The sequence below is a fragment of the Sphingobacterium spiritivorum ATCC 33861 genome, from assembly GCF_000143765.1.
Lineage (GTDB): Bacteria > Bacteroidota > Bacteroidia > Sphingobacteriales > Sphingobacteriaceae > Sphingobacterium > Sphingobacterium spiritivorum.
In genome coordinates this window covers 1,931,342-1,953,940 of record NZ_GL379770.1, presented here as the reverse complement: position 1 = coordinate 1,953,940, position 22,599 = coordinate 1,931,342, and the positions used below count along the sequence as shown (strand labels likewise).

Here is a 22,599-nt window from a genome sequence, read left to right as displayed (position 1 = left end):
TAGGTTGTTCATTATATGTAAAAAGCCTTAACTTTAGACGTTGTATGAATGATGATTCGCCTAAAAAATTTGACCGTACGGTCGCTATTCTGATCCAGTTACAATCTAAAAGAGTTGTAAGGGCACAGGAACTTGCTGACCGTTTCAATGTGAGTTTACGCACGATTTATCGTGATATCAGGACATTGGAGGCTTCCGGAGTACCTATCTTTGGAGAAGCAGGGACGGGATATTCCCTGATGGAAGGTTACCGTTTACCGCCGATTATGTTTACCCGTGAGGAAGCGACAAGTTTTGTGGCTGCAGAAAAGCTTATGCAGCAGTATGTAGATCAGGGTATACAGGAGCATTTTTCGTCCGCTATAATCAAAATAAAAGCTGTACTCAAATCGATGGAAAAAGACCTGCTTTCTAATCTGGAATCTCAGGTACTGATACAATCCAACAGCAAAAATCTGAATAAATTAGTTCCTAATGCATTGTCTGTACTTTTTGAAAGTATATCACGAAAGAAAAAAGTCAGGATGCATTACCAGACCATTGAAAATGAACATCCGGAAACAAGAGTTATAGAACCGGTGGGCATATTCCACGAGAATAAATTCTGGTATATGATAGCATACTGTTATCTGCGCAAGGCTTACAGACAGTTCAGAACGGATCGTATACAGCGATTGGATGTGCTGGAAGATGCCTTTGACATGGAACACCCTTCTATAAGTGAGTTTTTACATAAAAGGCAGGATGTAGAGAAAAGAAAAGTAGTCATCTCACTGGATGCAAAGATCGCTAAATATTTAGTGTGGCAACGGGATGCGTACGGATTCGTATCTGAAGAAAAAGTAGGGAGTGGAAAGGTAAGACTGACTTTTATGACGGCTTATATGTGTGAAGATTTTGCCCGGTGGTTTATGATGTTTGCAGATGTGGCCGAGATTGAAGAACCTTCGGAATTAAAAGTGAGGGTACATGAACTCACCTCAAAAGCTATGGAAAACCTGATGCAACTCAATGAAAACATACACAACGAACTACTTTAATACTTTTATTGAGGTAGCAGAAGACAGCACTGCCATAACCGGAACAATTCCTCCGCAGAGGGGAAATAAACCAACTATTGCGCAGCAGCAACTGGATCTTATTCTGGCTCATCCTTATGCATACACTTCGGATGATGTGCTTTACTGGTTATATGCAGATAAGAATGGCTTTGAAAGGGAAGATCCGTCTGTGAGAGCAGACTTTTTCTGCAAAGGACAGGCTTGTATGCGTGCATCCCCATTGACCAAGCTGTATGGCTGGGGTATCCATTTTGATGAAACGGGAAAAATGGCATTATATGGGAAAGAAACAGCTGCATACAAGAAGTTGTCGGAAGATCCTGCCTTGCAGCATACACGAGCTATGCGGAGTAAAAGAGTATAGATCGGTTATTTGAGGAGCATTACCTCTTTTATCTGAATTATTTCTTTCAATAAAGGTTTTTTTCCATCAGCCAGCAAGGGTTCATGCAAAGGAGAGGGAACAAATAATTTGAAATTCTTACGGTCTACTTTTACATTAAATATACATCCGTGTGTAATATGTTTATCATCTACCACAAGTGAAAGATCAGTAACCACCTGAGAAGCTAGTCCTGCCTGATTGATCAGCTTTAAGAATTGTTCCATGATTTTTTTACAAACATAAGTTTTTTCAATAATATTTTAGGGCTAATTTTGTTTAGCTACTTATGCTTACTTTGGTCTTGTCTTAAAACAATTTGGAAATCCAGCGCAAAATAATTCATTTAGATATGGACGCATTCTATGCTTCTGTAGAGCAACGGGACTTTCCTGAATTGCGTGGCAAGCCACTTGCTGTTGGCGGATCTCCGGACGGAAGAGGAGTAGTGGCTACAGCAAGCTATGAAGCCCGGAAGTATGGCGTCAAATCTGCGATGTCTTCGCGTCAGGCACTGCAATTGTGTCCTCAGCTGATCTTTACACGTCCCCGTTTTGATGTATATAAAGAAGTTTCACAGCAGATCAGACAAATTTTTCTCCGGTATACAGATTTAATCGAGCCTCTTTCTCTGGATGAAGCTTATCTGGATGTTACAGAAGATAAGCAGGGAATAGGATCGGCAATAGATATTGCAAGACAAATTAAACAGGAGATTCGGGAGGAGTTGAATCTGACTGTATCAGCAGGAGTGTCAGTCAATAAATTTGTAGCTAAAATAGCTTCTGACATTAACAAACCAGATGGCCTTACCTTTATAGGGCCTTCAAAAGTGGTGGCATTTATGGAGCATCTGCCCATCGAAAAATTCTTTGGTGTCGGTAAAGTAACGGCTTCAAAGATGAAAAAACTGGGTATTCACAGAGGGGCAGATATGAAGCAGTGGACACAAGAAGCACTGACCAGACACTTTGGTAAAACGGGCAAATTTTTCTACAATATCGTACGAGGTGTAGACAACCGACCTGTACAGCCTAACCGGCAAACAAAATCTATTAGTGTAGAAGATACCTTTGCGCAGGATATTGCAGATCTACAGGTACTGGAAGATATCCTGAAGGAGTTGTCTGGACGCCTCGCTAAACGGTTGAATGCAAAACAGCTTGCTGGTAAGACGGTTACCTTAAAGGTTAAATTTTCTGATTTTAGTCAGGCTACCCGAAGCATGACGTCTTTAGAGGTTGTGACAGGCGAGGAGGTACTCTATCAGATAGCTTCTGAGCTATTGAATAAAGTATCACTGGCCGAAATGAAAGTCCGCTTACTGGGCGTCGGGGTTTCGAATTTTACGGGCGAAGATCCTGATCAACAGATAAACAGGCAGCTAACACTGTTTTAGTGCCTGGTAAGTGCTCTCTGAACAGCGGAGGTAGATATTTGAAAAATGAACCAGGTTAACTATATCACATTTACGGATCCGTCTTAATTTAACTCCGGTGACTGCGGAAAATTAGCAACATGGGCATATTTCTGTCCCATACTGATCAGTGCCTGTTTCCACAAATCTTCTCCGTCCGTAATAAACGTGAGATCCTTATTAAATTTGTTGTCTACAGCCCAGCTGTTTTCTTTGATCTCCCGATCTAATTGGGACGGACTCCATCCGGAATATCCGATGAAAAATTTAACTTCATCGGAGGTGATTTTTTCTTCCTTAGCTAATCGCAGTAATAACTCTATATCGCCGCCCCAATATACATCATCAATAATATGTTCACCACTTAGTAGCAGGTCGTATGCCTTGTGAATAAAAAACAGCGCTTCACATTCTACAGGACCTCCCAGATAAATCGGAAAGTCAGCTTCCCGCTCTACATCCTGAAAGACATCGGACAACATAAGCTGCGTTCGCTGATTTAATATAAAACCCACTGTACCGTCGGTCTCATTGTGATCGGCTAATAAGATCACAGATCGTTTAAAATTCTGATCGAGCATAAAGGGTTCGGAAACCAAAAGACTACCTTTTTGTGGTTGTAATTCATTAAACATTGCTTTATCTCCTTTCTTTGTGATAAATATAGTGATTAAGAGAAATATATACCTTTAAAAAATCAATAAATACATTAAGGAGATAAAAAAAGAGCGCTTTTTTAGTAAGTTTGCAAATAGACAACTATTCCTATCATGTCAATAATACATAAAGATATAGCAGCTATACGAGTGGATTATACGCTTAATGAATTGTCAGAAGACCAGATTAATCCGGATCCTGTTGTACAATTTGAAAAATGGTTTAATGAAGCGATACATGCTGAAGTAATGGAGCCAAATGCGATGTCATTAGCGACGGTATCCACAGAAGGCTTTCCTTCCTCCAGAATTGTATTGCTGAAAGATCTGAAAGACAATGGATTTAGTTTTTTTACTAATTACAACAGCCGTAAAGGACATGAAGTCGTGGAAAATTGTCATGTTGCTCTTTTATTCTTTTGGCCTGAACTCCAAAGACAGGTCAGAATAGAGGGTTTAATAGAGAAACTTCCTTCATCAGATTCGGATGAATATTTTGTGTCCCGGCCAAAAGGTAGTCAAATCGGAGCCATTGCTTCACCACAGAGTAAGACTATTCCAAACAGAGCTTACCTGGAAAGTAAGGTGGATGAGGTGAACCGTCAGTATGCAGATCAGGATGTTATCGACCGGCCGCAACACTGGGGAGGTTATCTTGTGCGTCCTGTAGCGGTTGAATTCTGGCAGGGGCGAAGCAGCAGACTTCATGACCGTTTATTGTATACGAAAGTTTCAGATTCCTGGAAGATTACCCGTTTAGCACCTTAAAAAATGACCTTTGAAGATATTAAAGCATTGCTTATCCGCCAGTTTGACGGATCAGTTATTGTAAAAGAACAAGCTACAGGTCTTCAACCGGCCTTATATATACGCCCTGAAAATCTGGTAGAAGTATGTCAGTTTCTGAGGGATTCTTCAGATACGTATTTTGATTTTCTATCCAACATTACAGCGGTAGATGATTTCCCGGCTGATACATTTATCGTAGTTTATCATTTGGCTTCTATTCCATATCAGCTTCAACTCACCCTGAAGACAGAGCTGGCAGCTGGCCGGGATCTGGAGATTCTCCCATCTTTACCTTCAGTATCTGCTGTCTGGAAAACGGCCGAATGGCACGAACGTGAAGCATTCGATCTGATGGGTATATTTTTTACAGATCATCCGGATCTCAGACGAATTTTGCTTCCTGATGACTGGGAGGGATTTCCTCTACGTAAAGATTACCAGGATCCGGAGCAGTATCATGGTATTAATATCAATTAACTCTCTTTTGATTCGATGACAAACGAAGTATATAATCAGGCATTTACCAATTATCAAAACAGGATAGCCGCGATCGGTTCGCAGGAGATGGTGATCAATATGGGGCCTCAACACCCTTCCACCCATGGTGTATTGCGACTGGAGCTGATCACAGACGGAGAAATTGTAAAAGATATTATTCCTCATCTGGGTTATTTGCACCGTTGTTTTGATAAACATGCTGAATCTGTCAACTATACCAAGACAATACCTTTTACAGATCGTCTGGATTACCTGGCTTCTATGAATAACAGCCATGCCTATGTAATGGGAGTAGAACGGATGCTGGGACTGGATAGCAGAATTCCAAAGCGCGTAGAATACATACGTGTGTTAGTCTGTGAGTTGAACCGTATCGCGTCACATCTTATAGCAATAGGCACATATGGTATTGATATAGGGGCGTTTACACCGTTTATGTGGTGTTTTCGTGACCGCGAGCATATTATGAATATGCTGGAATGGGCATCGGGTTCCCGCATGCTCTATAATTATATCTGGATAGGCGGACTCTTCTATGATCTTCCGGTAGGGTTTGAAGAGCGTTGCGCTGAATTTGTAAACTATTTTAAGCCTAAACTTGTTGAACTGGATGAGTTGCTGACTCAGAATCAGATCTTTATTTCAAGAACGGCCAACATCGGAGCGCTGCCCGCAGATGTGGCTATTAATTACGGATGTTCAGGTCCTATGCTGAGAGCTTCCGGTATAAAGTGGGACCTTAGAAGAGTTGACGGATATTCTGTATATCCCGAATTAGAATTTGATATTCCTGTCGGGAAGGGAGAAATGGGACAATTAGGAGATTGCTGGGATCGGTATAAGGTGCGGGTAGATGAGATAAAGGAATCGGTGCGCATTGTTGAACAATGTCTGGAACGTCTTCAAAAAGATTTTCAGCGTACAACAGATTTTGATCCAAGAGCATTGGTGCCGAAAAAGGTGAATATCAAAGCTCAGGATTACTATGTAAGGGCCGAAAACCCGAAAGGAGAATTGGGGTTCTATTTTGTAGCACAGGATAAAACCGACATCCCTAAACGAGTTAAATCAAGAGGACCCAGTTTTAATAATTTGTCTGTATTACCTGAATTAGGGAAAGGTGTATTGATCGCTGATCTGATTGCGATATTGGGGTCAATTGATATTGTGCTTGGAGAAGTCGATAGATAATTGAAACCTGCAAAAAAATGCAAAAATATTTTGTTTTTAATGTTTCAACACCTATATTTGTAGTCTCATAATTTAAGTTTATAATTGGTTAATAGAAAGTTCGCAACCGCTCGGTTTGCGGACTTTTTTATTTTTATAAATCTGTTATTAGACTTTGTCCTGTTGCAGCTCACATCCTTAAAACCGGCTATAGAATTTCACTCAAAGGCTTCGGCTGATCGTAAAAGTTTTCTTTGAAAGAAGATCAGAGATTATGGAAATAGCAGATCAGGAGCACAAAAAAATGAGATATCTGTTTCCAGATACCTCATTCTCCGTTTGTTTGCTCTTACTAATTATTAAAAGTGAAACTGTACACCGATTGTAGGGGCTAAAGAATTTGCATCCAGACCGAATGTATTTGTTTTCACTTTTGTATCTGTAGCAATGTTTTCCACCTGACCATGGTTATAATACAAACCTCTTACTTTAAATTCGATTCCGATTTTAGAAGTAGGGAAGTATGCAAAACCTGGTGCCAATTCAACTCCGTAATTTGTAGTTTTGTTTGTTTTTACATCATCTACTTTCTGATTACCCCATGCCATTGGCACTGTTAATTGTCCGAAGAACTTAACAGGACCTTCACCCAGGTAATAGCGTCCGTATGGAGCAACTTTGAATGCGTCATTTACATTTTCAGTTGTAGTTTCTGATTTATTGTATTCATAACCAATTCCTGTACCTATTGCGAAGTTATCACTTACGAAATAACCTACCTGTGGCATAATAGAAAAGCTGCTGCTTTTGATATCTGTATCCTGAATTTTTGAAGTAGAGAAGCCAACCTGACCTCCAACAATGAATTTACCTTTTTCTGTTTGTGCGTTAGCTGCAAATGTTAAAGCTGTAATGGCAGTTAATGTTAAGAATAATTTTTTCATGTTTACAAATTTTTAAATTGTATTTAACTAATTAATCAACGATCATTCTGTATTTACTTTTTGACCGTTTGATACTAATAGTCAATGTTTGTGCCATTCTCAACGTGCCAGAATTATAAAAATTGCTTTTTCTGAATATTTTTTCTTATCTCATTGAAAATCAATTTTGTATTTTTAAAAAACATGGGCTTGTTCGTTTTTGATGGTGACGGCAGAAGATTAGAAAAACTATGACATTTTGACTATTTTGATTAAAATGTCAGTTTTATGGAAATCTTGTCAGTGATTTTAGCAGGTTTTAGAGTAAGTGCAGCTGATCAAGTATAAAGATTCTGCGTTCTTCAAGGGATGCTTTAGGCACATCAATCAGCCGATACCCATATTTCTCATATGTTTGCTTCATATAATAATAAGTCTGTTCGGCTTCCTCCCAGGATTGTTTTCGTTCCTGATCCTGTTCGTAGATTTCTTTCCATGCTGGTAGAATAAATACCACAGGGCTGTAGCGATAGTTTCTGACTGCCGTATCCATCTGTACTGGGATATTTTCCCCAAGCATTTCCAGATAGCACAACGTATCGGGTAGTCCCCGGTCAAACAAGGTAATTTGATTATGATTCTGATTATTGAAGTATTTAAAGTCGCGAAGAGAATATTCAAACATCAGTTTCGCATATGCCTGTTGGTCTGCCCATGGCAGAGCCCTGCCATTACTCCTGATCTGTTCTTTGATAATAGTACGGGCTACTTCAGCCACGATTTGTACATCGTCAGCAAGAGTTTCTAATAAGGATGTCTTTCCTGTACCGGGACCACCCGTCAAGATATAAAAATTATTTCTTTCAATGGTATTCATATAAGTTTTGTTTCTTTTTAAAAAGATAGTTTGCTCTTTGATAATTTGATTAGTGTAAGCTGTATCCGGATTATTGTTAAAATGTTTGATTAGTATTTGATGGGAGATATACAATTGCCAAATGGGAAGGGAATTATCTGGCTATTTATTGGTTTCGATTATTATAACAAATCGTACTTCAAAAATAATAAAAAACAGAAAATGAAGAACATAGCTATTATCATGATTATGTCAGATATAGAATGATTGAACAATCGATTGCGTAAATTGTGTGCTTGTCAGTTTAATGGATTTTCGTTAATATTGTGGTAGAGCCAATGTAAACGCAAATACTATGAGAAAACGAAGTTTCCTGAAAGTGTGCCTGATGCTGGGTTTGTTATCTGTCAGCCAGTTGCATGCACAAGATAAAACTCCTTCCTGGGCCCAGAAAGCCAATGATGACAAAGAAAACAGAATGAAATGGTGGACTCATGATCGTTTCGGAATGTTTATTCACTGGGGATTGTATGCTGTGCCGGCCCGGCATGAATGGATCCAGCAGATGGAGCAAATGAGTACGGAGAAGTATAAGGAGAAATATTTCAATCTGTTTGATCCTGACTTGTACAATCCTAAAGAGTGGGCGGCTTATGCCAAAAAAGCCGGAATGAAGTATGTCGTTATTACAACAAAACATCACGAAGGATTCAGCTTATGGGATACAAAAGTAAGTGATTATAAAGCTCCGAATACTCCTGCCAAACAGGATCTGTTAAAACCATTTGTCGAGGCTTGTCGTGCTGAAGGTCTGAAAATAGGATTTTACTATTCTGTCATTGACTGGCATCATCCTGACTTCACAATTGATGGCACACATGCGCTACGCAACAATCAGGAGGCAAGAAAAAGTAATGCTAACCGGAATATGGACAACTACCGCAAGTTTCTGAAAGATCAGGTGCGTGAGTTGCTTACGAATTACGGTAAAATTGATATGCTGTTTTGGGATTTTTCTTATCCGGGAAAAGACGGTAAAGGACATAATGACTGGGATAGTGAAGGACTTGTCAAGCTGGCCAGAGAACTTCAGCCGCAAATTATTATGAATGACAGGCTAGATCTGATGGATAAAGACTGGGGATGGGATTATAAGACTCCGGAGCAGTTTATGCCAAATAAATGGCCGGAACATAACGGAAAGAAAGTGGCTTGGGAGACATGCCAGACTTTTTCAGGTTCCTGGGGATACCACAGAGATGAAAATACCTGGAAAAGTACAAACCAACTTATCGCTATGCTGATCGAAGTGGTGAGCAAAGGCGGCAATCTGCTGTTAAATGTCGGACCTACAGCCCGTGGCTACTTTGATGACAGGGCTACAAACCGGTTGGAGGAAATGGGACAATGGATGAAATACAATAGTAAATCCATCTACGGATGTACAGCAGCCCCTGAAGGATTCCAGAAACCGGATAATACCTATCTGACATACAATCCGGAAACCAAGCGAATGTATATTCATTTACTACAGTGGCCGTTTAAAACATTATATCTGCCGGGCTTTAAGGATAAAGTTAAATATGCACAGTTCCTGCACGATAATTCCGAGATCAAATATACCTCCAGAAGCAGTGCTTCAGCCGGAGAACATATGGCCATAACGGCAGGAGAGGGTGATTTAATTATGGATCTACCCGTTGTAAAGCCTAATGTCGAAATACCTGTAATCGAACTTATATTGAATGACTGATAACTTCGGGGCGAAAGCCCCGTTTTTATTTTCCGCATTTTGAATCATGAGCTTAAACTTATAATTTTATACGGATTACTAATTTTAAATATATGATAAAAAAGACTGCCATCGCGCTGTTACTCAGTCTGCCTGTACTGGCTTCTGCGCAGAGCGATACGTATTTGATCGTTGGAAAGATCGAAAAACCAAAAGAAAAATCACAAATATATCTTTCTATCCGCAACTCGAAAATGCAGGTACTGGATTCAGTGGATGTAAAAGACGGAGCATTCCAGTTTCAGGGTAAGGTAGACGGACCTACTGCAGTGTTTCTGATATACGATCATGAACATGAAGGACGTAAAAAAAACGGGGCTCCCTCCGATGCATTAACGATCTATGTTGACAAGGGACAGACTACAGTTCATATCGCAGATTCGATCAAAAATGCAAGTGTTAAGGGAACGGCTATTCAGGATCAGTACAGCCAATATGCTCAGCTGCTCAAAACGGTTAACAGCGAAATGAATCGTGTAAGTGCAAAGTTTAGAAATTCAACTGAAGAACAGCAGAAGGATACAACGTATTCAAATGCCCTGCGTAATGAGTATATGAAATATGCGAATGAGAAATCCGCATTACAGGAAAATTATGCAAAGAATAATCCGGCATCATATTTTAGTTTGCAGGCTATTCAGGATATTTCTTATCAGGATTTTGACGTAGTAAAACTAGAAGGGCTTTACAATAAACTCACTGCTGAAATAAAAAATACAGCCGCCGGCCAGTCATTTGCTCAACAGATCGCCGCCGCCAAAGCGACTACTATTGGTTCATCCGCTCCGGATTTCACACAGAATGATGTGAATGATAAACCGGTAAAACTGTCTGATTTTAAGGGCAAATATGTGTTGCTGGACTTCTGGGCATCCTGGTGTGGGCCGTGTCGTGCTGAAAATCCGAATGTCGTAGCTGCATTCCAAAAATATAAGGACAAAAACTTCACTGTCTTAGGTGTTTCTCTGGATCAACCTGGTAAAAAAGAAAACTGGCTGCAAGCTATTGAAAAAGATCAGTTGACATGGACACATGTCAGTGATCTGCAGTTCTGGAATAATGCTGCTGCCAAATTATATGGCATACGCTCTATTCCTCAAAATTACCTGATTGGTCCGGACGGAAAGATTCTGGCAAGTAATCTGAGAGGAGAGGAGCTGCACAGAAAATTAGAAGAGTTATTAAAATAGAACTCCGGAATATGTCTATACATAAAATAGGGAATCTTATTCAGATTCCCTATTTTATTTTAACTGCTGTGGTTACTTCAGAGAAGAAGCCGGCAGGGGTACGAATTCTGTTTCTCCCGGAACTTTTGGAAATTTCTGATCTTTCCAGTCATGTTTAGCCTGTTCGATCAGGGCTCTGTCCGAGCTGACAAAATTCCAGTGGATATACCTTTGTTCCGGAAAGGCTTCTCCGCCAAAAATATAGACAGTTGTATTTTCTCCGATCTCAAATTCACATAACTTAGAATCTTTTGCAATCAAAATGTGTTTAGGGGTATATGTGTTTCCCTCACTTTTGATTTCCCCTTCCAGAATGTAAAGTCCGCTTTCACCAAACAGATCATTTCCTATGCTCAATTTTGCTGCTTTTGTACTTTTTATTTCAATAAAATATAAGGGGCTGTGTACCGGCACAGGTGATTTCTTTCCGAAAGCTTCACCGGCGATCAATTTTATCTGTACACCGTCTTGTTCCCATGCAGGAATATCACTTGCTTCTACATGCGTAAATGTGGGGTCAGATTCCTCCAGTTCTTTTGGAAGTGCTACCCATATCTGCAAGCCATGCAGATGCTTATCGGTATGACGAAGGTATTCCGGCGTACGTTCAGAATGCACCACACCTTTTCCTGCTGTCATCCAGTTGACAGCGCCGGGCTGTATTTCTATAGCCGAACCTATGCTGTCCCTGTGAAAAATAGATCCTTCAAACAGGTAGGTTAAAGTAGATAAACCTATATGCGGATGAGGAGGTACATCCAGATTTTGATAATCTTTCAACGCGGCCGGCCCCATATGGTCGATGAATACGAAAGGTCCGACTGCCCGCTTCTGTATAAAAGGAAGCAGTCTTCCGACCATAAAATTGCCGATGTCAGCGGCTCTCTCTTCAATTATTAATCCAATGTTTGACATAGTTAAAAATTAATCTAATGATTTGCTCTGCTCTGTTACGATTCTCTTCCATTCGGGATGTCGCTTGATATAGGCTACAACGAGCGGACAGAGTGGATTTAGTTTTTTTCCACTTTGTTCTATCGCATCCAGTGTCTTTTCTATTACAGCAGTAGAAGCACCATTCCCCTGCAGAGCAGGTTCAACTTCAGTATGCAACAGGGTGATCATAGCCGGATTTTCACGATAAGTGATAAAAGCCTTGCTGCCGTCTATCGTTATTTCGTACTGATGATCGGTTTCATTTTTGACCAGCGGGATTGTTAAAAATTCTTCTTTCATAATATCTCGTTTTGATTTTAATAAAAATGAGTGACAGCGCTGAATATTTAATCTTCCAGATATCCGAATTTGCCTTTGTTATAATCATCAAAAGCTTCCATAATCTCTTCACGTGTATTCATAACAAATGGTCCGTGTGCAAATATGGGTTCTTCGATAGGCTGACCGCTCAGCACCAATACTACAGCATCTTCTTTAGCTTCAACATCAAATTCTTCACCATTGTTTTTGAAGAGTACAAAATTATCAGTGTCTACTGCTGTACCATTTACAGTAACGGCACCTTCAATAATCAATACTGCTGTATTGTAATGTGCCGGGAATGAAAAATTTGCTTTTCCACCTTTTTTAAGATGAGCATTCATCAGATTCACCGGAGTGAATGTCGTTGCCGGTCCGTCATGCCCTTTATATGTTCCTGCGATCACTTCCACATAACTTCCTTCATTGTTTAAGGGAACACGTGTCATGTCTGCATTTGTAATTGCCTGATACTTCGGATTGGTTTTTTTGTCCTTTGCAGGGAGATTGACCCACAGTTGTACCATCTGAAATTCTCCGCCACTTTTACTGAACGACTCTTCATGATACTCCTTGTGCAATATACCGGATGCAGCTGTCATCCACTGTACATCTCCTGCATCAATGACGCCTCCGCCGCCACTGCTGTCGTGATGCGCTACGCGACCTTTATAGGCAATAGTCACGGTTTCAAATCCTTTGTGGGGATGCACACCGACGCCTTTAATTTTATCAGATGGTGGGAATATATAAGGTGCATTGTAATCCAGAAGAAGAAAAGGACTCATGCGCTGCATGCTTAGCGGAGCAATCCCCGGAATGAAGTTGTGGACCCGAAACCCGTCTCCTACAAAGTGCGCTCCCTGAGGGGCTATCACAGTTTCTATTGTTCTTGTACTCATATCATTAAATATTAAAGTAGTATAGTACAAAAGTACCCCTGTAAAAGCGGTCTGGCATTGATGTAAGATAAGAAATAATCATTAAATTCTAGTTATATCAGAATTTCTCCAGATCTAACAGCGCTAAATAAGGGTCTCCTTTCAATCCGAGCAATTGGGCAAAAGCAGGTTCGGTTTTAATGCCCTGCTTTTTCAGTTGAATAATTCTTTCTCGGAATGGATCGCCATATGTCTTCAGCAAGTTATATTCAATGAGCATATGTCTGTAAGCATATTGTTTGTTGGTGGGGATATTTTGACCAAAAAGTTCAAATTCAAATCCGTCCAGTTTAAAATTACAAATCACAGAAGGCTCGTCATAAATAGTTTTGTGCTGCAAGCTGAAATCTTCTCTGCTTGCAAATTCTTTTTTAAGCAACTCCTGAAAACTTTGGAGATCCTGCACCTCACAAATAATATCCAGATCGCTGGATTCAATGTTGATCGCAATCGGATAAGTTCCTGCCAGAATAGGATGGTATACCGCCAGCAGATCAAATATCCTGTGTTTTTGCAGCAGTTGATATATTTCCTGCTGTACATGATTTCCGTATTGAAGATAATGGATAGTGGTAAAGTCCAAGAGCTATCTTGCTATTTCACAGGGTAGAACATATGATAATAATCTCCTCCGATAAAAGGTCTTTTGTCGCCCAACTGAAATCCTATTCTTTCGTACAAGCGTTGTGCATTAGGATTAGACAGATCGACTAATAAACCTACTTTATCAAACTGCTGTTCTCTGGCATAGTCGATAACGTATCTGATCAGTGCGCTACCCACGCCCTTTCCCTGCTGGTCGGGAGCTACGGCTACTGTATCGAGATAGAGTTCGCCTCCCAGAGTTTCCTTTTCAAAATCAATTTGTTGTTTGTAGTGCTGAGTTACTGCAGCCAGCACAGGCGCACGGAGCTTGTCCAGTCTGTCTCCGTCATAGGCTGTGACAGATCCTGCAATTTTATCATTTTCATCTACAGCAACGAATGTATTGGTATAACTATATTGATTATCGGTATCCTGAAAGAATCCGGTAAGAAATTCAATGGCTTGTTGCTGATCGCGGCTTCCGATAAATTTGTAAATAATATCTTCCATTGCTAAAAGCATAAGAACCGGAACAGCTAAGTCTGATGGTTGAGCGGGTCTGATGTACATATATGTTAAATCTATTTGAAACTGAATATACCTTCAAGTATACGAAATTTTTCAGGATTAGCCGGGATTGTGACCGGCAGAATCAAGGACTACGGCATGGAAAAAGTAAATGTGATTTTATCAGAATCAGACTATCCCAAACGGTGCAGAATACCTGACAATTCCATATACCTGCTCTAAAGCTCCTTTGTGTAATTCAATGGCCATAAAATTTTCTGAAGGAACATCAAAGGGAGGTTTAATATTCCACTTGATTGCGGGTGCAAAACCAAAGCGTGCATAGTAGGCAGGATGACCCAATACAATAACTGATCTGAAGCCAGCTTGTCTGGCTACAGACAGACCTGCATCAATTAGCTGTTGTCCGATTTTCATATTCTGAAATTCAGGTAATACGGCAACTGGCGCTAATGCCAGACTTTCAACAGCATGTTCTTCATTTTCAATAATAATTTTTGTAAACATCACATGACCAATGATCTCTGCATTATAAACGGCAACCAAAGACAAGTTCGGTACATAGGCATCACTCAATCGCAATGCATCCACTAATTTTGCTTCATCTTCCTGATCAAATGCTGCAACATTCACGTGAAAGACTTCAGCTATATCCGGTTCCTCTTCTTGCCGGATAATGAGATCCTTACTATCTATTATATGCTTGTATTCCATTTGTTTGCACATTTTGTAAACGTAAATATAATATATCTCCTGAACAGTCTGCAGGCTGATTTTGTTCCGAGCTGTAAAAAAACAGAGCCGTTCCGTTTCCGGACAGCTCTGTCAAAATACAAAACAGGAAAAAATTACCAGCCTCCACCGAGTGCTTTATAAATGTTCAGTTGAATAAGTATATTTTCTTTTCGGCTCTCAATTTTATCTATACTGGCTTCAAGCGCAGACTTTTGTGCGCTCAATATATCCAGATAAGTTGCACGACCGGCTATAAACAGGTCATTCGATACCTGTGCTGCTTCATTCAGTACATCGACTTGTTTACTAAGCATGTCCTGTCTTTCGCGTGCATAGTCCTGCACCTCCAGTTGGCTGTAAAGTTCCTGCCAGGCTTTAAGAACAGTCTTTTCATATTGATAGAATTGAATTCCATAGTTAGCTTTATACTGGTCATATGTGGCATTCAGCGCTGTACGGTTCAGGATGGGACCGGATAGCCCTCCGATCAGACTGTAAGCCAGTGAAGAGGACGACAGTAATTTTTCAATGCGGAAGGAGTTGAGTCCCAATTGAGGCGCAAGTACCAGTGACGGATACAGATTAGCTTTAGCTGCATCCGTTTCCAAGCCTGCAGCAATCAGCTTTAATCCGGCCTGTCTGATGTCCGGTCTTGAAGCCAGTAACTGATCGGCATGCTCTGGTTTGATATTGGAAAATACAGGACTATCATGAGCGGTCAGGGGTGTGCGGGTAATCTCCCCGTTAAAACGTCCGATCAGGTAATTAATCTCATTTTCGATCTCCCGTATTTGTTGCAAACCCTTTTTCTCCCGGGCTTTAGCTTGTAATAAGGCTGCCTGAAATTGGCTGACACTGAGTGAATTCGCCGTGCCTGCCTTTTTCATCACTTCCATAATCTCCAGACTTTTGGACTGAAGTTTTATATTTTCCTGAATAGCAATCTGCTCGGCATCCAAAGCTACCAGGTCATAATATCGTGTTGCAATAGAAGTTACCAGTTCGGACTGAACAAGCTTTCTACCTTCATAGCTTGCTAAATATTCGTGTAGAGCTGCATTCTTAAGATTTCGCAATTTTCCCCAGATATCCAGTTCCCATACCGAACGTATACCAATGAAATAATCGGGGACAGGATTAGGAATTACTTTCTTTCCGGAAATATTATCGGACAGATTCTGATCAAATATACCTGTTCCATCTATCGTGTAGTCGCCAAAGCGGCTTAAACTTCCTTCGATAACGGCATCTACCTGTGGCAGTTGCTCTCCCTTACGCAAGCGTAATTTTGTCTTGCTGAATTCGATACGTTCCAGCGCCTCTCCAAGATCAGGACTACGTACCAGAGCTGTATCGATAAGCTGTTTCAGATTTTCATCTTTGAAAAATGTATTCCAGTGTAAATTATGAATAAAGGCACTGTCTATTGCAGCTGTATCCGCAACCGGTATTTTGGAAGGAATATAACTGTCTCTTACATCAGAGCGAACTTTACAGGCGGAGAACAGGACTAATATCAGGATTATTCCGGCGACAGGTTCGACTATTTTTCTACTTGTCTTTTTCCTGTCTTTTTTGCCATCTGCATTAAACAATACATACAATCCGGGAATGATCAGAACCCCGAATATGGTACCGATAAGCATTCCGCCCAATGCAGCCAATCCGATAGAACGGTTACCTAAGGCTCCGGCACCTGAGGCCATAGCAAGCGGGACCAGACCAGCGGCAAATGCAAATGAAGTCATCAGGATAGGGCGCAGACGCATAACAGCAGCTTCAATAGCCGCTTCTATAACGGAGAGTCCCTGCTTGTGTTTGATCACAGCATATTCAATAATCAAAATAGCATTTTTACCCAACAATCCAATGAGCATGACTAATGCTACCTGCGCGTAAATATTGTTCTCCAGCCCAAATACCTTGAGGAAAAGAAAAGCACCAAAGATTCCGGCAGGCAAGGAGAACAAGACCGGGAGCGGCAACAGGAAGCTCTCGTATTGAGCACATAACAGCAAGTATACAAACAGAAGACAGATTCCAAAGATATAAACAGCCTGATTGCCGGAAGCTTTCTGCTCTTTGGTCATACCTGACCATTCAAAAGTATAACCGGCCGGCAGCTTTTCTTTCGCAACACGTTCTATTGCACTAATCACTTGTCCCGAGCTGTATCCATCTGCAGGATCGCCATTCAGCATTGCTGAAGCAAACATATTATAGCGTGTGATCTGTTCAGGACCGTATACTCTTTGCATACGCATAAAAGCAGAAAACGGAACCATTTCTCCTTTATCATTTTTCACAAACAGTTTGAGAACATCTTCCGGCTTCTGGCGATACATAGCGTCCGCCTGTACCATTACTTTGTACATTTGTCCATAGCGAATAAAGTTGGTCGCGTAGAAACTTCCCATTAAAGTCTGCAGGGTGTTCATGGAATTTTCGACCGATATACCTTTTTTTGCTGCCAGATCATAATCTATATGGAGCATATATTGAGGGAAATTGGTTTCGAAAGATGTGAATACATTGCCTACTTCAGGTGTATTCTTGAGGTCTTCCATAAATGTTTCCAATACTTTGGAGAACGCTGTCAGATCATCTTTACCGGAACGATCCAGTACACGAAGTTCAAAACCCGATGAATTTCCGAATCCCGGAACTGTAGGGGGAGGGAAGAACTCAATTTCCGCATCCTTGATATGCTTTGTTTTCGTTTTGAGTTCTTCAATTATCTGCCATACATTCTGTTCACGGTCTGACCAGCTGGTCAGATTGATCATCCCCATTCCGTAGGATGAGCCTGAGACTTCATTCACTAGGCTGTAACCGGATAATGTAGAAACTGTTTCTACAGGTTTGAGTTCTCTGCTCACCCGGTCAATTTCATTCATGACGGCTTCTGTACGGTCGACAGTTGCTCCCGGAGGCGTCGTGACATTGACATAGATCATACCTTGATCTTCCGTAGGGATAAATCCTCCCGGAAGAATACTGCTCATTCCCAAGGTAGCGACAAATGATATAATGAGTAGTCCGGTGGTGATGACTCTTCTGCTGGCAATGGTGCGGACAATGACAGCATATTTTCCGGAAGTGTTGTTGTACCATTTATTAAAACCATTGAAAAAACGGTTCAAAAGGTTATTCTTCTTTTCTTTGCCGTGTGGTGATTTGAGCATAAGGGCACATAGTGCAGGTGTTAGTGTAAGGGCATTGATTCCTGAAATCACGATAGCAGATGCCAGTGTCAATGAAAACTGACGGTAGAATATACCCACAGGACCGGAGAGAAACGCTACAGGTATAAATACGGCAGACATAACGAGTGTAATCGCAATAATAGCTGATCCCACTTCTTTCATAGCCGCAAATGTTGCTTCACGAGGGGTCAGGGTCTCATCATCTTCCATTTTGGCATATACCGCCTCTACGACGACGATCGCATTATCGACAACAATACCAATTGCAAGTACAAGTGCAAACAGGGTAAGGAGATTGATGGAGAATCCCAGCATCTGCATAAAGAATAAGGCTCCGATGAGACAAACCGGAACTGCCAGAGCAGGTATAAGAGTAGATCTGAAATCCTGAAGGAAAATAAATACAACGAGAAAAACAAGCAGGAATGCTTCGATTAAAGTTGTAATAACGCTGCTGATAGAAGCATCCAGAAATCTGGAAACATCATAACCCATCGTATACGTCATACCCGGAGGAAAACTGCTTTCCTTTAGTTCAGCCATACGTTTCTTCACATTATTGATAACATCCTGAGCATTAGATCCGGGAAGCTGTTTCATCATAATGGATGCAGAAGGACGCCCGTCTGTTTTAGAAACCATTTCGTAATCCAGAGATCCGAATTCCAATGTCGCAATGTCTTTGATACGAAGTATTGAACCATCGGCATTTGCCCTGATCGGAATATTCTCATATTCGGATGCTTCCGTGAATTTTCCGGTATAGCGCAGTACATACTGCTGCATATTCACTACTTTGTCAGACCCGATACCTGTCTGTCCCGGAGCAGCTTCAATATTTTGTGAACGTAATGATTGGATAACTTCATCCGTGCTGATGCTATAAGCCGCCAAACGATCAGGTTTGAGCCAGATACGCATGGCATAGTCACGCATCCCCATAATCTGCGCAAAGCCTACACCTTCTATACGCTTCAGCTCTTTTAAAATATTGATATCTGTGAAGTTATATATAAATCTTTCGTCTGCATTTTTATCCTCACTAAAAATATTGAGGTACATAAGCATACTGTTGACTTCCTTTTCTGTTGTCACACCTGCTTTAATAACTTCTTCAGGCAATTCATCCAATACCGTAGTCACACGGTTTTGCACGTTTACTGCAGCAATATCAGGATCTGTACCTACTTTAAAAAAGATCTGTATCAATGTATTTCCATTGTTGGTACTGACAGTAGACATGGAAGTCATTCCTGCCACACCGTTAATAGCTTTTTCAAGAGGAATAGCTACGGCATTGGTACTTACCTCTGCATTGGCTCCGGTATAATTGGCTGTGACCACGACAGAAGGAGGTACAATATCCGGAAATTGGGTAACGGGTAATGTAAACAGGGATAATAATCCCAATAAGGTAATGAATACCGATATGACAAGGGATAGTATCGGCCGCTTAATGAATATATCAAACATCTTTACAAGCTATTATTGAAGGTTATGAGCTAATTTGTTTTTTTCTTCTGAGATAAGTTGTGGCTGAATGATACTTCCGTCTTTGAGACCTTGTGTACCTTCATAGACTACCTGTTGATCCTGATCTAATCCGGAAGTAACGACATAGTAATGTCCGATACGCGGACCGGGAATAAAAGAGGTCATTTTGATGGTATTGTCCTTGCCAACAGTGTACACAAAAGTGCGGTCCTGAATTTCAAATACAGCCTTTTGGTGAACGGCTATTATATTATCCATCCTGATAGGAAAGTTGATATTTCCGGATGCACCATGACGAAGCGTCTTATTCGGATTCGAAAATTTTGCACGTAGTGAAATTGTACCGGTTTCATTATTGAATTCTGTTTCAGCAAGTTCTGCTACTCCTGATAAAGGATAGATTTCACCATTCGCTAATGTGAGCTGAACAGGAGTTTTGAACGTATTACTGCTGCTGCTGTCTGCTGCCATAGTCAAAAATTGCTGTTCAGTAATATCGAAATAAGCATATACCTGTTTATTGTCTGAGATGGTTGTCAGCAGAGATCCTTCTGTAAGTAACGAACCTTCTCTTAGTAATATACGGTCTATATTACCATCAAAAGGTGCACGTATCGAACATTGATTAAGTCTTGTTTTTGCAAACTGAACCAGGGATCTGGCCTCATCTATTTTAGATTCAGCAGCCTGTAGTTTCGCTTTTGCCAGATCCATTTCAGTTTTGGAAATAATATTTTTTTGCAATAATATTCGGGTCTGATCAGCTTCAAGACTTGCTTTTTTTGCATCAGCAATAGCATTATTAAGCATCGCATTAGCCTTAGCTAATTCCGTGCGGAATTCTTCTGCATTGAGAGTGAATAATATTTGCCCTTTCCGGACAAAATCACCTTCATCTACATATATTTTTTCCAGAAAACCATTCAGGCGGGAACGTAACTCTACATTTTTGACGGCTTGTATATCTGTTACATAATCTTGTGTAATGGTGGTATCCAGACGAATGACGGTTGTTGTGGGAATAACGGAGATTTCATCTTTTGATGATTCAGATGACTGGGATTCCTGGCAGGAATAAAGCACAATTGCCAGAGATGAAAAAATAAGGGAACGGATGAAATTTGGTTTCATATCTTAAAAAAATGTTTAATTGAGGAAGTATAACTGAAAACACATGAAGGTGCAGGTGTCCGCAATACTTACCTCTGTAAATATGTTTAGATAAAAAGGATACAGATTCGAATCAAAAACTGTTGTCGGAGCTAAATGAAAAATCTAAATCCGAAACAAAGTTTGATTATAAATTGGGAAAGAAGTGGGAAACGAGATTGATCTAGAATGGTTTCAATCTAAAAAGATATTGATAATAACCCAGCTGAAGGGGTATAGCCTTATTGATCCGTTTGGATATGGGCGCACGGAGCGTATCCGTTTTTAAAACTCTCGGTAGATAGAAAACGATCAGAAGAATAGGCAAAATCGCATTTGCCTGATTTGCTGTCCGGTATTCGTCGTATTGGAAATCAGATGTTTCCTGTTCGTTGTTTGCGGGGAGATCCAGAAGTTCATCCAGAATGATATTGACTAATGTTACTCCTGAGTGGATATCATTGTCAATTTTGTCCAAAATACAGGTCTCATGATACGCAATTGCATTCATGTAAAAGAAGAGCATCAGAAAACCGAATAACCGTTTGAACATCTTTGCAAATATATCAAAAGGAGGGTCAATTAGGATAATTGCCCTCTTTTTGTTACAAAATTATGTCATAGTTTCATTTACAGAAGTTTAGATCTTAGTTTAATCGTATTTTTTCAACTTTTCTTTTTAAAATCAGACTCAATGCTGCGGTCTTTAGCTGCATGAAGTCCAAAGATCAGCATCAGCAGGACTGTAGCTGTCAAAAAATAGAAAGAAGTATTCCATATACCGGTGATATCATAAAGTTTGCCAAATACAGGAGGGCCGAATGCTGCAATCATATAACCTACGGACTGAGACATGCCGGAGATCTTGATAGCAGTATGGGCGTGTTCCGTACGCAGAGAAAAAAATAACATAGACAAACTAAAGGATAATCCGTTTGCTAATCCGAAAAGTATAACTGCCGGATAGATATATTGTAAACGGAATACGATGATAAGGATGAGTCCCGCTATCATGGAAAAACTCAGCATCCAGATGAGTATATTTTGCTGCTTCATCTTGCTGGCTATGACCGGACCCACAAATGTTACCGGAAGCATCGCTAACTGAAAGTAGAACAACACCCAGCCTGCAGTATTGGTGTTCATTCCAAAATCTATCAGGACAGCAGGCAGCCAGGCGGCTAAAGAGTAGTACATCAGCGATTGTAATCCCATAAATATGCTGATATTCCAGGCCTGCCTGGATTTGAAAATAGGAATGCTATGATGTGGAGAAGATACGGCAGCGGCTGATCCGGCAGATATACTGACATTGAAAAGCTGCGGTAACCAGATTATAAGGGTGACAGCGGCCGGTATAATCCATATACCCAATGATCCCTGCCATCCGGATTGTGTCCAGCGACCGATCGTAATACTCAGACCGGCAGCAAGCGCAGCAGAAAGGTTCATGGCCACAGAATAGATCCCTGTCATCACGCCGACCTTTTCCGGAAAATTTTTCTTAATAAATGCCGGCATCAATACATTGGAGACGCATATACCTATGCCAACGAGAGCGGAACCGGCAAATAGCCACAGGTTGTTTCCCATTACCCTTGTCCACAGACCGGTAATCAGGATGAGTAAACTAATGAGTATAAGTTTTTCCATCTTATACTTAATCGCAAATTGTCCTATTGCACCGGACAATCCTGCAAAGACCGCCAATGGTACAGCCGTTAATAATCCGGCTTCAATATTGGAGAGGTGAAGCCCGTTAATGATCTCATTCATTACAGGACCTACGGCTGTAAGAGGAGAACGTAAATTGGAAGCCACAAATATTACGCCTGTGAAGGAGAAAATCCGAAGGTAGGGGTTTCTGATTTCAACGCGTATACGAGGCCTTTTTTTAGAGGTTGTGATTAATTCTGATTGCATAATGCAAA

Annotated in this window: 22 protein-coding genes; 8 read left to right on the top strand and 14 right to left on the bottom strand. The window is 40.7% G+C overall.

Features of this window, described 5'->3' with window-relative positions; translation table 11 throughout:
- Nucleotides 1-44 precede the first annotated feature (44 nt).
- Both HMPREF0766_RS08580 and HMPREF0766_RS08575 read left to right on the top strand, forming a co-directional pair.
- Complete coding sequence (locus tag HMPREF0766_RS08580) at nucleotides 45-1,040, top strand: helix-turn-helix transcriptional regulator (RefSeq protein ID WP_002995673.1); 996 nt, start codon at nucleotides 45-47, stop codon at nucleotides 1,038-1,040.
- Complete coding sequence (locus tag HMPREF0766_RS08575) at nucleotides 1,012-1,425, top strand: DUF6157 family protein (RefSeq protein WP_002995671.1); 414 nt, start codon at nucleotides 1,012-1,014, stop codon at nucleotides 1,423-1,425. The genes HMPREF0766_RS08580 and HMPREF0766_RS08575 overlap by 29 nt, the downstream gene beginning before the upstream one ends.
- 5 nt (nucleotides 1,426-1,430) lie before the next feature.
- Here the strand turns inward: HMPREF0766_RS08575 and HMPREF0766_RS08570 are convergent, their stop codons facing one another.
- Nucleotides 1,431-1,670, bottom strand: a complete 240-nt coding sequence (locus tag HMPREF0766_RS08570) for a hypothetical protein (RefSeq protein WP_002995669.1) — start codon at nucleotides 1,668-1,670, stop codon at nucleotides 1,431-1,433.
- A gap of 125 nt (nucleotides 1,671-1,795) precedes the next feature.
- Between HMPREF0766_RS08570 and dinB the strand changes: the two genes are divergently transcribed.
- Entirely contained in the window at nucleotides 1,796-2,842 is a 1,047-nt protein-coding gene (gene dinB / locus HMPREF0766_RS08565) for a DNA polymerase IV (protein ID WP_052646396.1), read from the top strand.
- 83 nt (nucleotides 2,843-2,925) lie between these two features.
- On the opposite strand, the gene HMPREF0766_RS08560 is transcribed toward dinB, so the two are convergent.
- Entirely contained in the window at nucleotides 2,926-3,495 is a 570-nt protein-coding gene (locus tag HMPREF0766_RS08560) for a YqgE/AlgH family protein (protein WP_002995664.1), read from the bottom strand.
- A 135-nt stretch (nucleotides 3,496-3,630) separates the two neighbouring features.
- Here HMPREF0766_RS08560 and pdxH point away from each other — a divergent pair, with 135 nt between their 5' ends.
- From pdxH to HMPREF0766_RS08545, 3 genes are read left to right on the top strand one after another with little or no spacing between them, the layout of a single operon-like run.
- The gene (gene pdxH / locus HMPREF0766_RS08555; RefSeq protein WP_002995662.1) at nucleotides 3,631-4,284 is read left to right on the top strand and encodes a pyridoxamine 5'-phosphate oxidase; all 654 of its coding nucleotides are present in this window, start codon (nucleotides 3,631-3,633) and stop codon (nucleotides 4,282-4,284) included.
- A 3-nt stretch (nucleotides 4,285-4,287) separates the two neighbouring features.
- Nucleotides 4,288-4,782: an NADH-quinone oxidoreductase subunit C gene (locus HMPREF0766_RS08550; protein ID WP_002995660.1), complete on the top strand. Its 495-nt coding sequence runs from the start codon at nucleotides 4,288-4,290 to the stop codon at nucleotides 4,780-4,782.
- 15 nt (nucleotides 4,783-4,797) lie between these two features.
- The gene (locus HMPREF0766_RS08545) at nucleotides 4,798-5,994 is read left to right on the top strand and encodes an NADH-quinone oxidoreductase subunit D (protein WP_002995658.1); all 1,197 of its coding nucleotides are present in this window, start codon (nucleotides 4,798-4,800) and stop codon (nucleotides 5,992-5,994) included.
- A gap of 338 nt (nucleotides 5,995-6,332) precedes the next feature.
- Here the strand turns inward: HMPREF0766_RS08545 and HMPREF0766_RS08540 are convergent, their stop codons facing one another.
- A complete protein-coding gene (locus tag HMPREF0766_RS08540) occupies nucleotides 6,333-6,917 on the bottom strand; it encodes an outer membrane beta-barrel protein (RefSeq protein ID WP_002995656.1) in 585 nt (194 codons plus the stop codon).
- Nucleotides 6,918-7,215: 298 nt separating this feature from the next.
- Nucleotides 7,216-7,773, bottom strand: coding sequence for an AAA family ATPase (locus HMPREF0766_RS08535; RefSeq protein WP_002995653.1), 558 nt, complete (start codon nucleotides 7,771-7,773; stop codon nucleotides 7,216-7,218).
- 334 nt (nucleotides 7,774-8,107) lie between these two features.
- Between HMPREF0766_RS08535 and HMPREF0766_RS08530 the strand changes: the two genes are divergently transcribed.
- The gene (locus HMPREF0766_RS08530) at nucleotides 8,108-9,505 is read left to right on the top strand and encodes an alpha-L-fucosidase (RefSeq protein ID WP_002995647.1); all 1,398 of its coding nucleotides are present in this window, start codon (nucleotides 8,108-8,110) and stop codon (nucleotides 9,503-9,505) included.
- Between the two features lie 92 nt (nucleotides 9,506-9,597).
- A complete protein-coding gene (locus HMPREF0766_RS08525; RefSeq protein ID WP_002995644.1) occupies nucleotides 9,598-10,734 on the top strand; it encodes a TlpA disulfide reductase family protein in 1,137 nt (378 codons plus the stop codon).
- 72 nt (nucleotides 10,735-10,806) lie between these two features.
- On the opposite strand, the gene HMPREF0766_RS08520 is transcribed toward HMPREF0766_RS08525, so the two are convergent.
- The 10 genes from HMPREF0766_RS08520 to HMPREF0766_RS08475 form a co-directional block, all read right to left on the bottom strand.
- Nucleotides 10,807-11,688: a pirin family protein gene (locus HMPREF0766_RS08520; RefSeq protein WP_002995643.1), complete on the bottom strand. Its 882-nt coding sequence runs from the start codon at nucleotides 11,686-11,688 to the stop codon at nucleotides 10,807-10,809.
- A gap of 9 nt (nucleotides 11,689-11,697) precedes the next feature.
- Nucleotides 11,698-12,009 (bottom strand): GNAT family N-acetyltransferase, encoded by a 312-nt coding sequence (locus HMPREF0766_RS08515; RefSeq protein ID WP_002995641.1) that lies wholly within the window; start codon nucleotides 12,007-12,009, stop codon nucleotides 11,698-11,700.
- Nucleotides 12,010-12,056: 47 nt separating this feature from the next.
- Complete coding sequence (locus HMPREF0766_RS08510; RefSeq protein ID WP_002995639.1) at nucleotides 12,057-12,932, bottom strand: pirin family protein; 876 nt, start codon at nucleotides 12,930-12,932, stop codon at nucleotides 12,057-12,059.
- Between the two features lie 97 nt (nucleotides 12,933-13,029).
- A complete protein-coding gene (locus HMPREF0766_RS08505; RefSeq protein WP_002995638.1) occupies nucleotides 13,030-13,554 on the bottom strand; it encodes a DUF4269 domain-containing protein in 525 nt (174 codons plus the stop codon).
- 11 nt (nucleotides 13,555-13,565) lie between these two features.
- Entirely contained in the window at nucleotides 13,566-14,126 is a 561-nt protein-coding gene (locus tag HMPREF0766_RS08500; protein ID WP_002995636.1) for a GNAT family N-acetyltransferase, read from the bottom strand.
- A 126-nt stretch (nucleotides 14,127-14,252) separates the two neighbouring features.
- Complete coding sequence (locus tag HMPREF0766_RS08495) at nucleotides 14,253-14,798, bottom strand: GNAT family N-acetyltransferase (protein ID WP_236590490.1); 546 nt, start codon at nucleotides 14,796-14,798, stop codon at nucleotides 14,253-14,255.
- Between the two features lie 134 nt (nucleotides 14,799-14,932).
- Nucleotides 14,933-19,498 carry an efflux RND transporter permease subunit gene (locus HMPREF0766_RS08490; RefSeq protein WP_002995633.1) on the bottom strand — a complete coding sequence of 1,522 codons (4,566 nt, stop codon included), beginning with the start codon at nucleotides 19,496-19,498 and terminating at the stop codon, nucleotides 14,933-14,935.
- A 12-nt stretch (nucleotides 19,499-19,510) separates the two neighbouring features.
- Nucleotides 19,511-20,650 carry an efflux RND transporter periplasmic adaptor subunit gene (locus HMPREF0766_RS08485; protein ID WP_002995632.1) on the bottom strand — a complete coding sequence of 380 codons (1,140 nt, stop codon included), beginning with the start codon at nucleotides 20,648-20,650 and terminating at the stop codon, nucleotides 19,511-19,513.
- A 202-nt stretch (nucleotides 20,651-20,852) separates the two neighbouring features.
- Nucleotides 20,853-21,179, bottom strand: coding sequence for a hypothetical protein (locus HMPREF0766_RS08480; protein WP_236590491.1), 327 nt, complete (start codon nucleotides 21,177-21,179; stop codon nucleotides 20,853-20,855).
- A 155-nt stretch (nucleotides 21,180-21,334) separates the two neighbouring features.
- Nucleotides 21,335-22,591 carry a CynX/NimT family MFS transporter gene (locus HMPREF0766_RS08475; RefSeq protein WP_002995630.1) on the bottom strand — a complete coding sequence of 419 codons (1,257 nt, stop codon included), beginning with the start codon at nucleotides 22,589-22,591 and terminating at the stop codon, nucleotides 21,335-21,337.
- Nucleotides 22,592-22,599 lie beyond the last annotated feature (8 nt).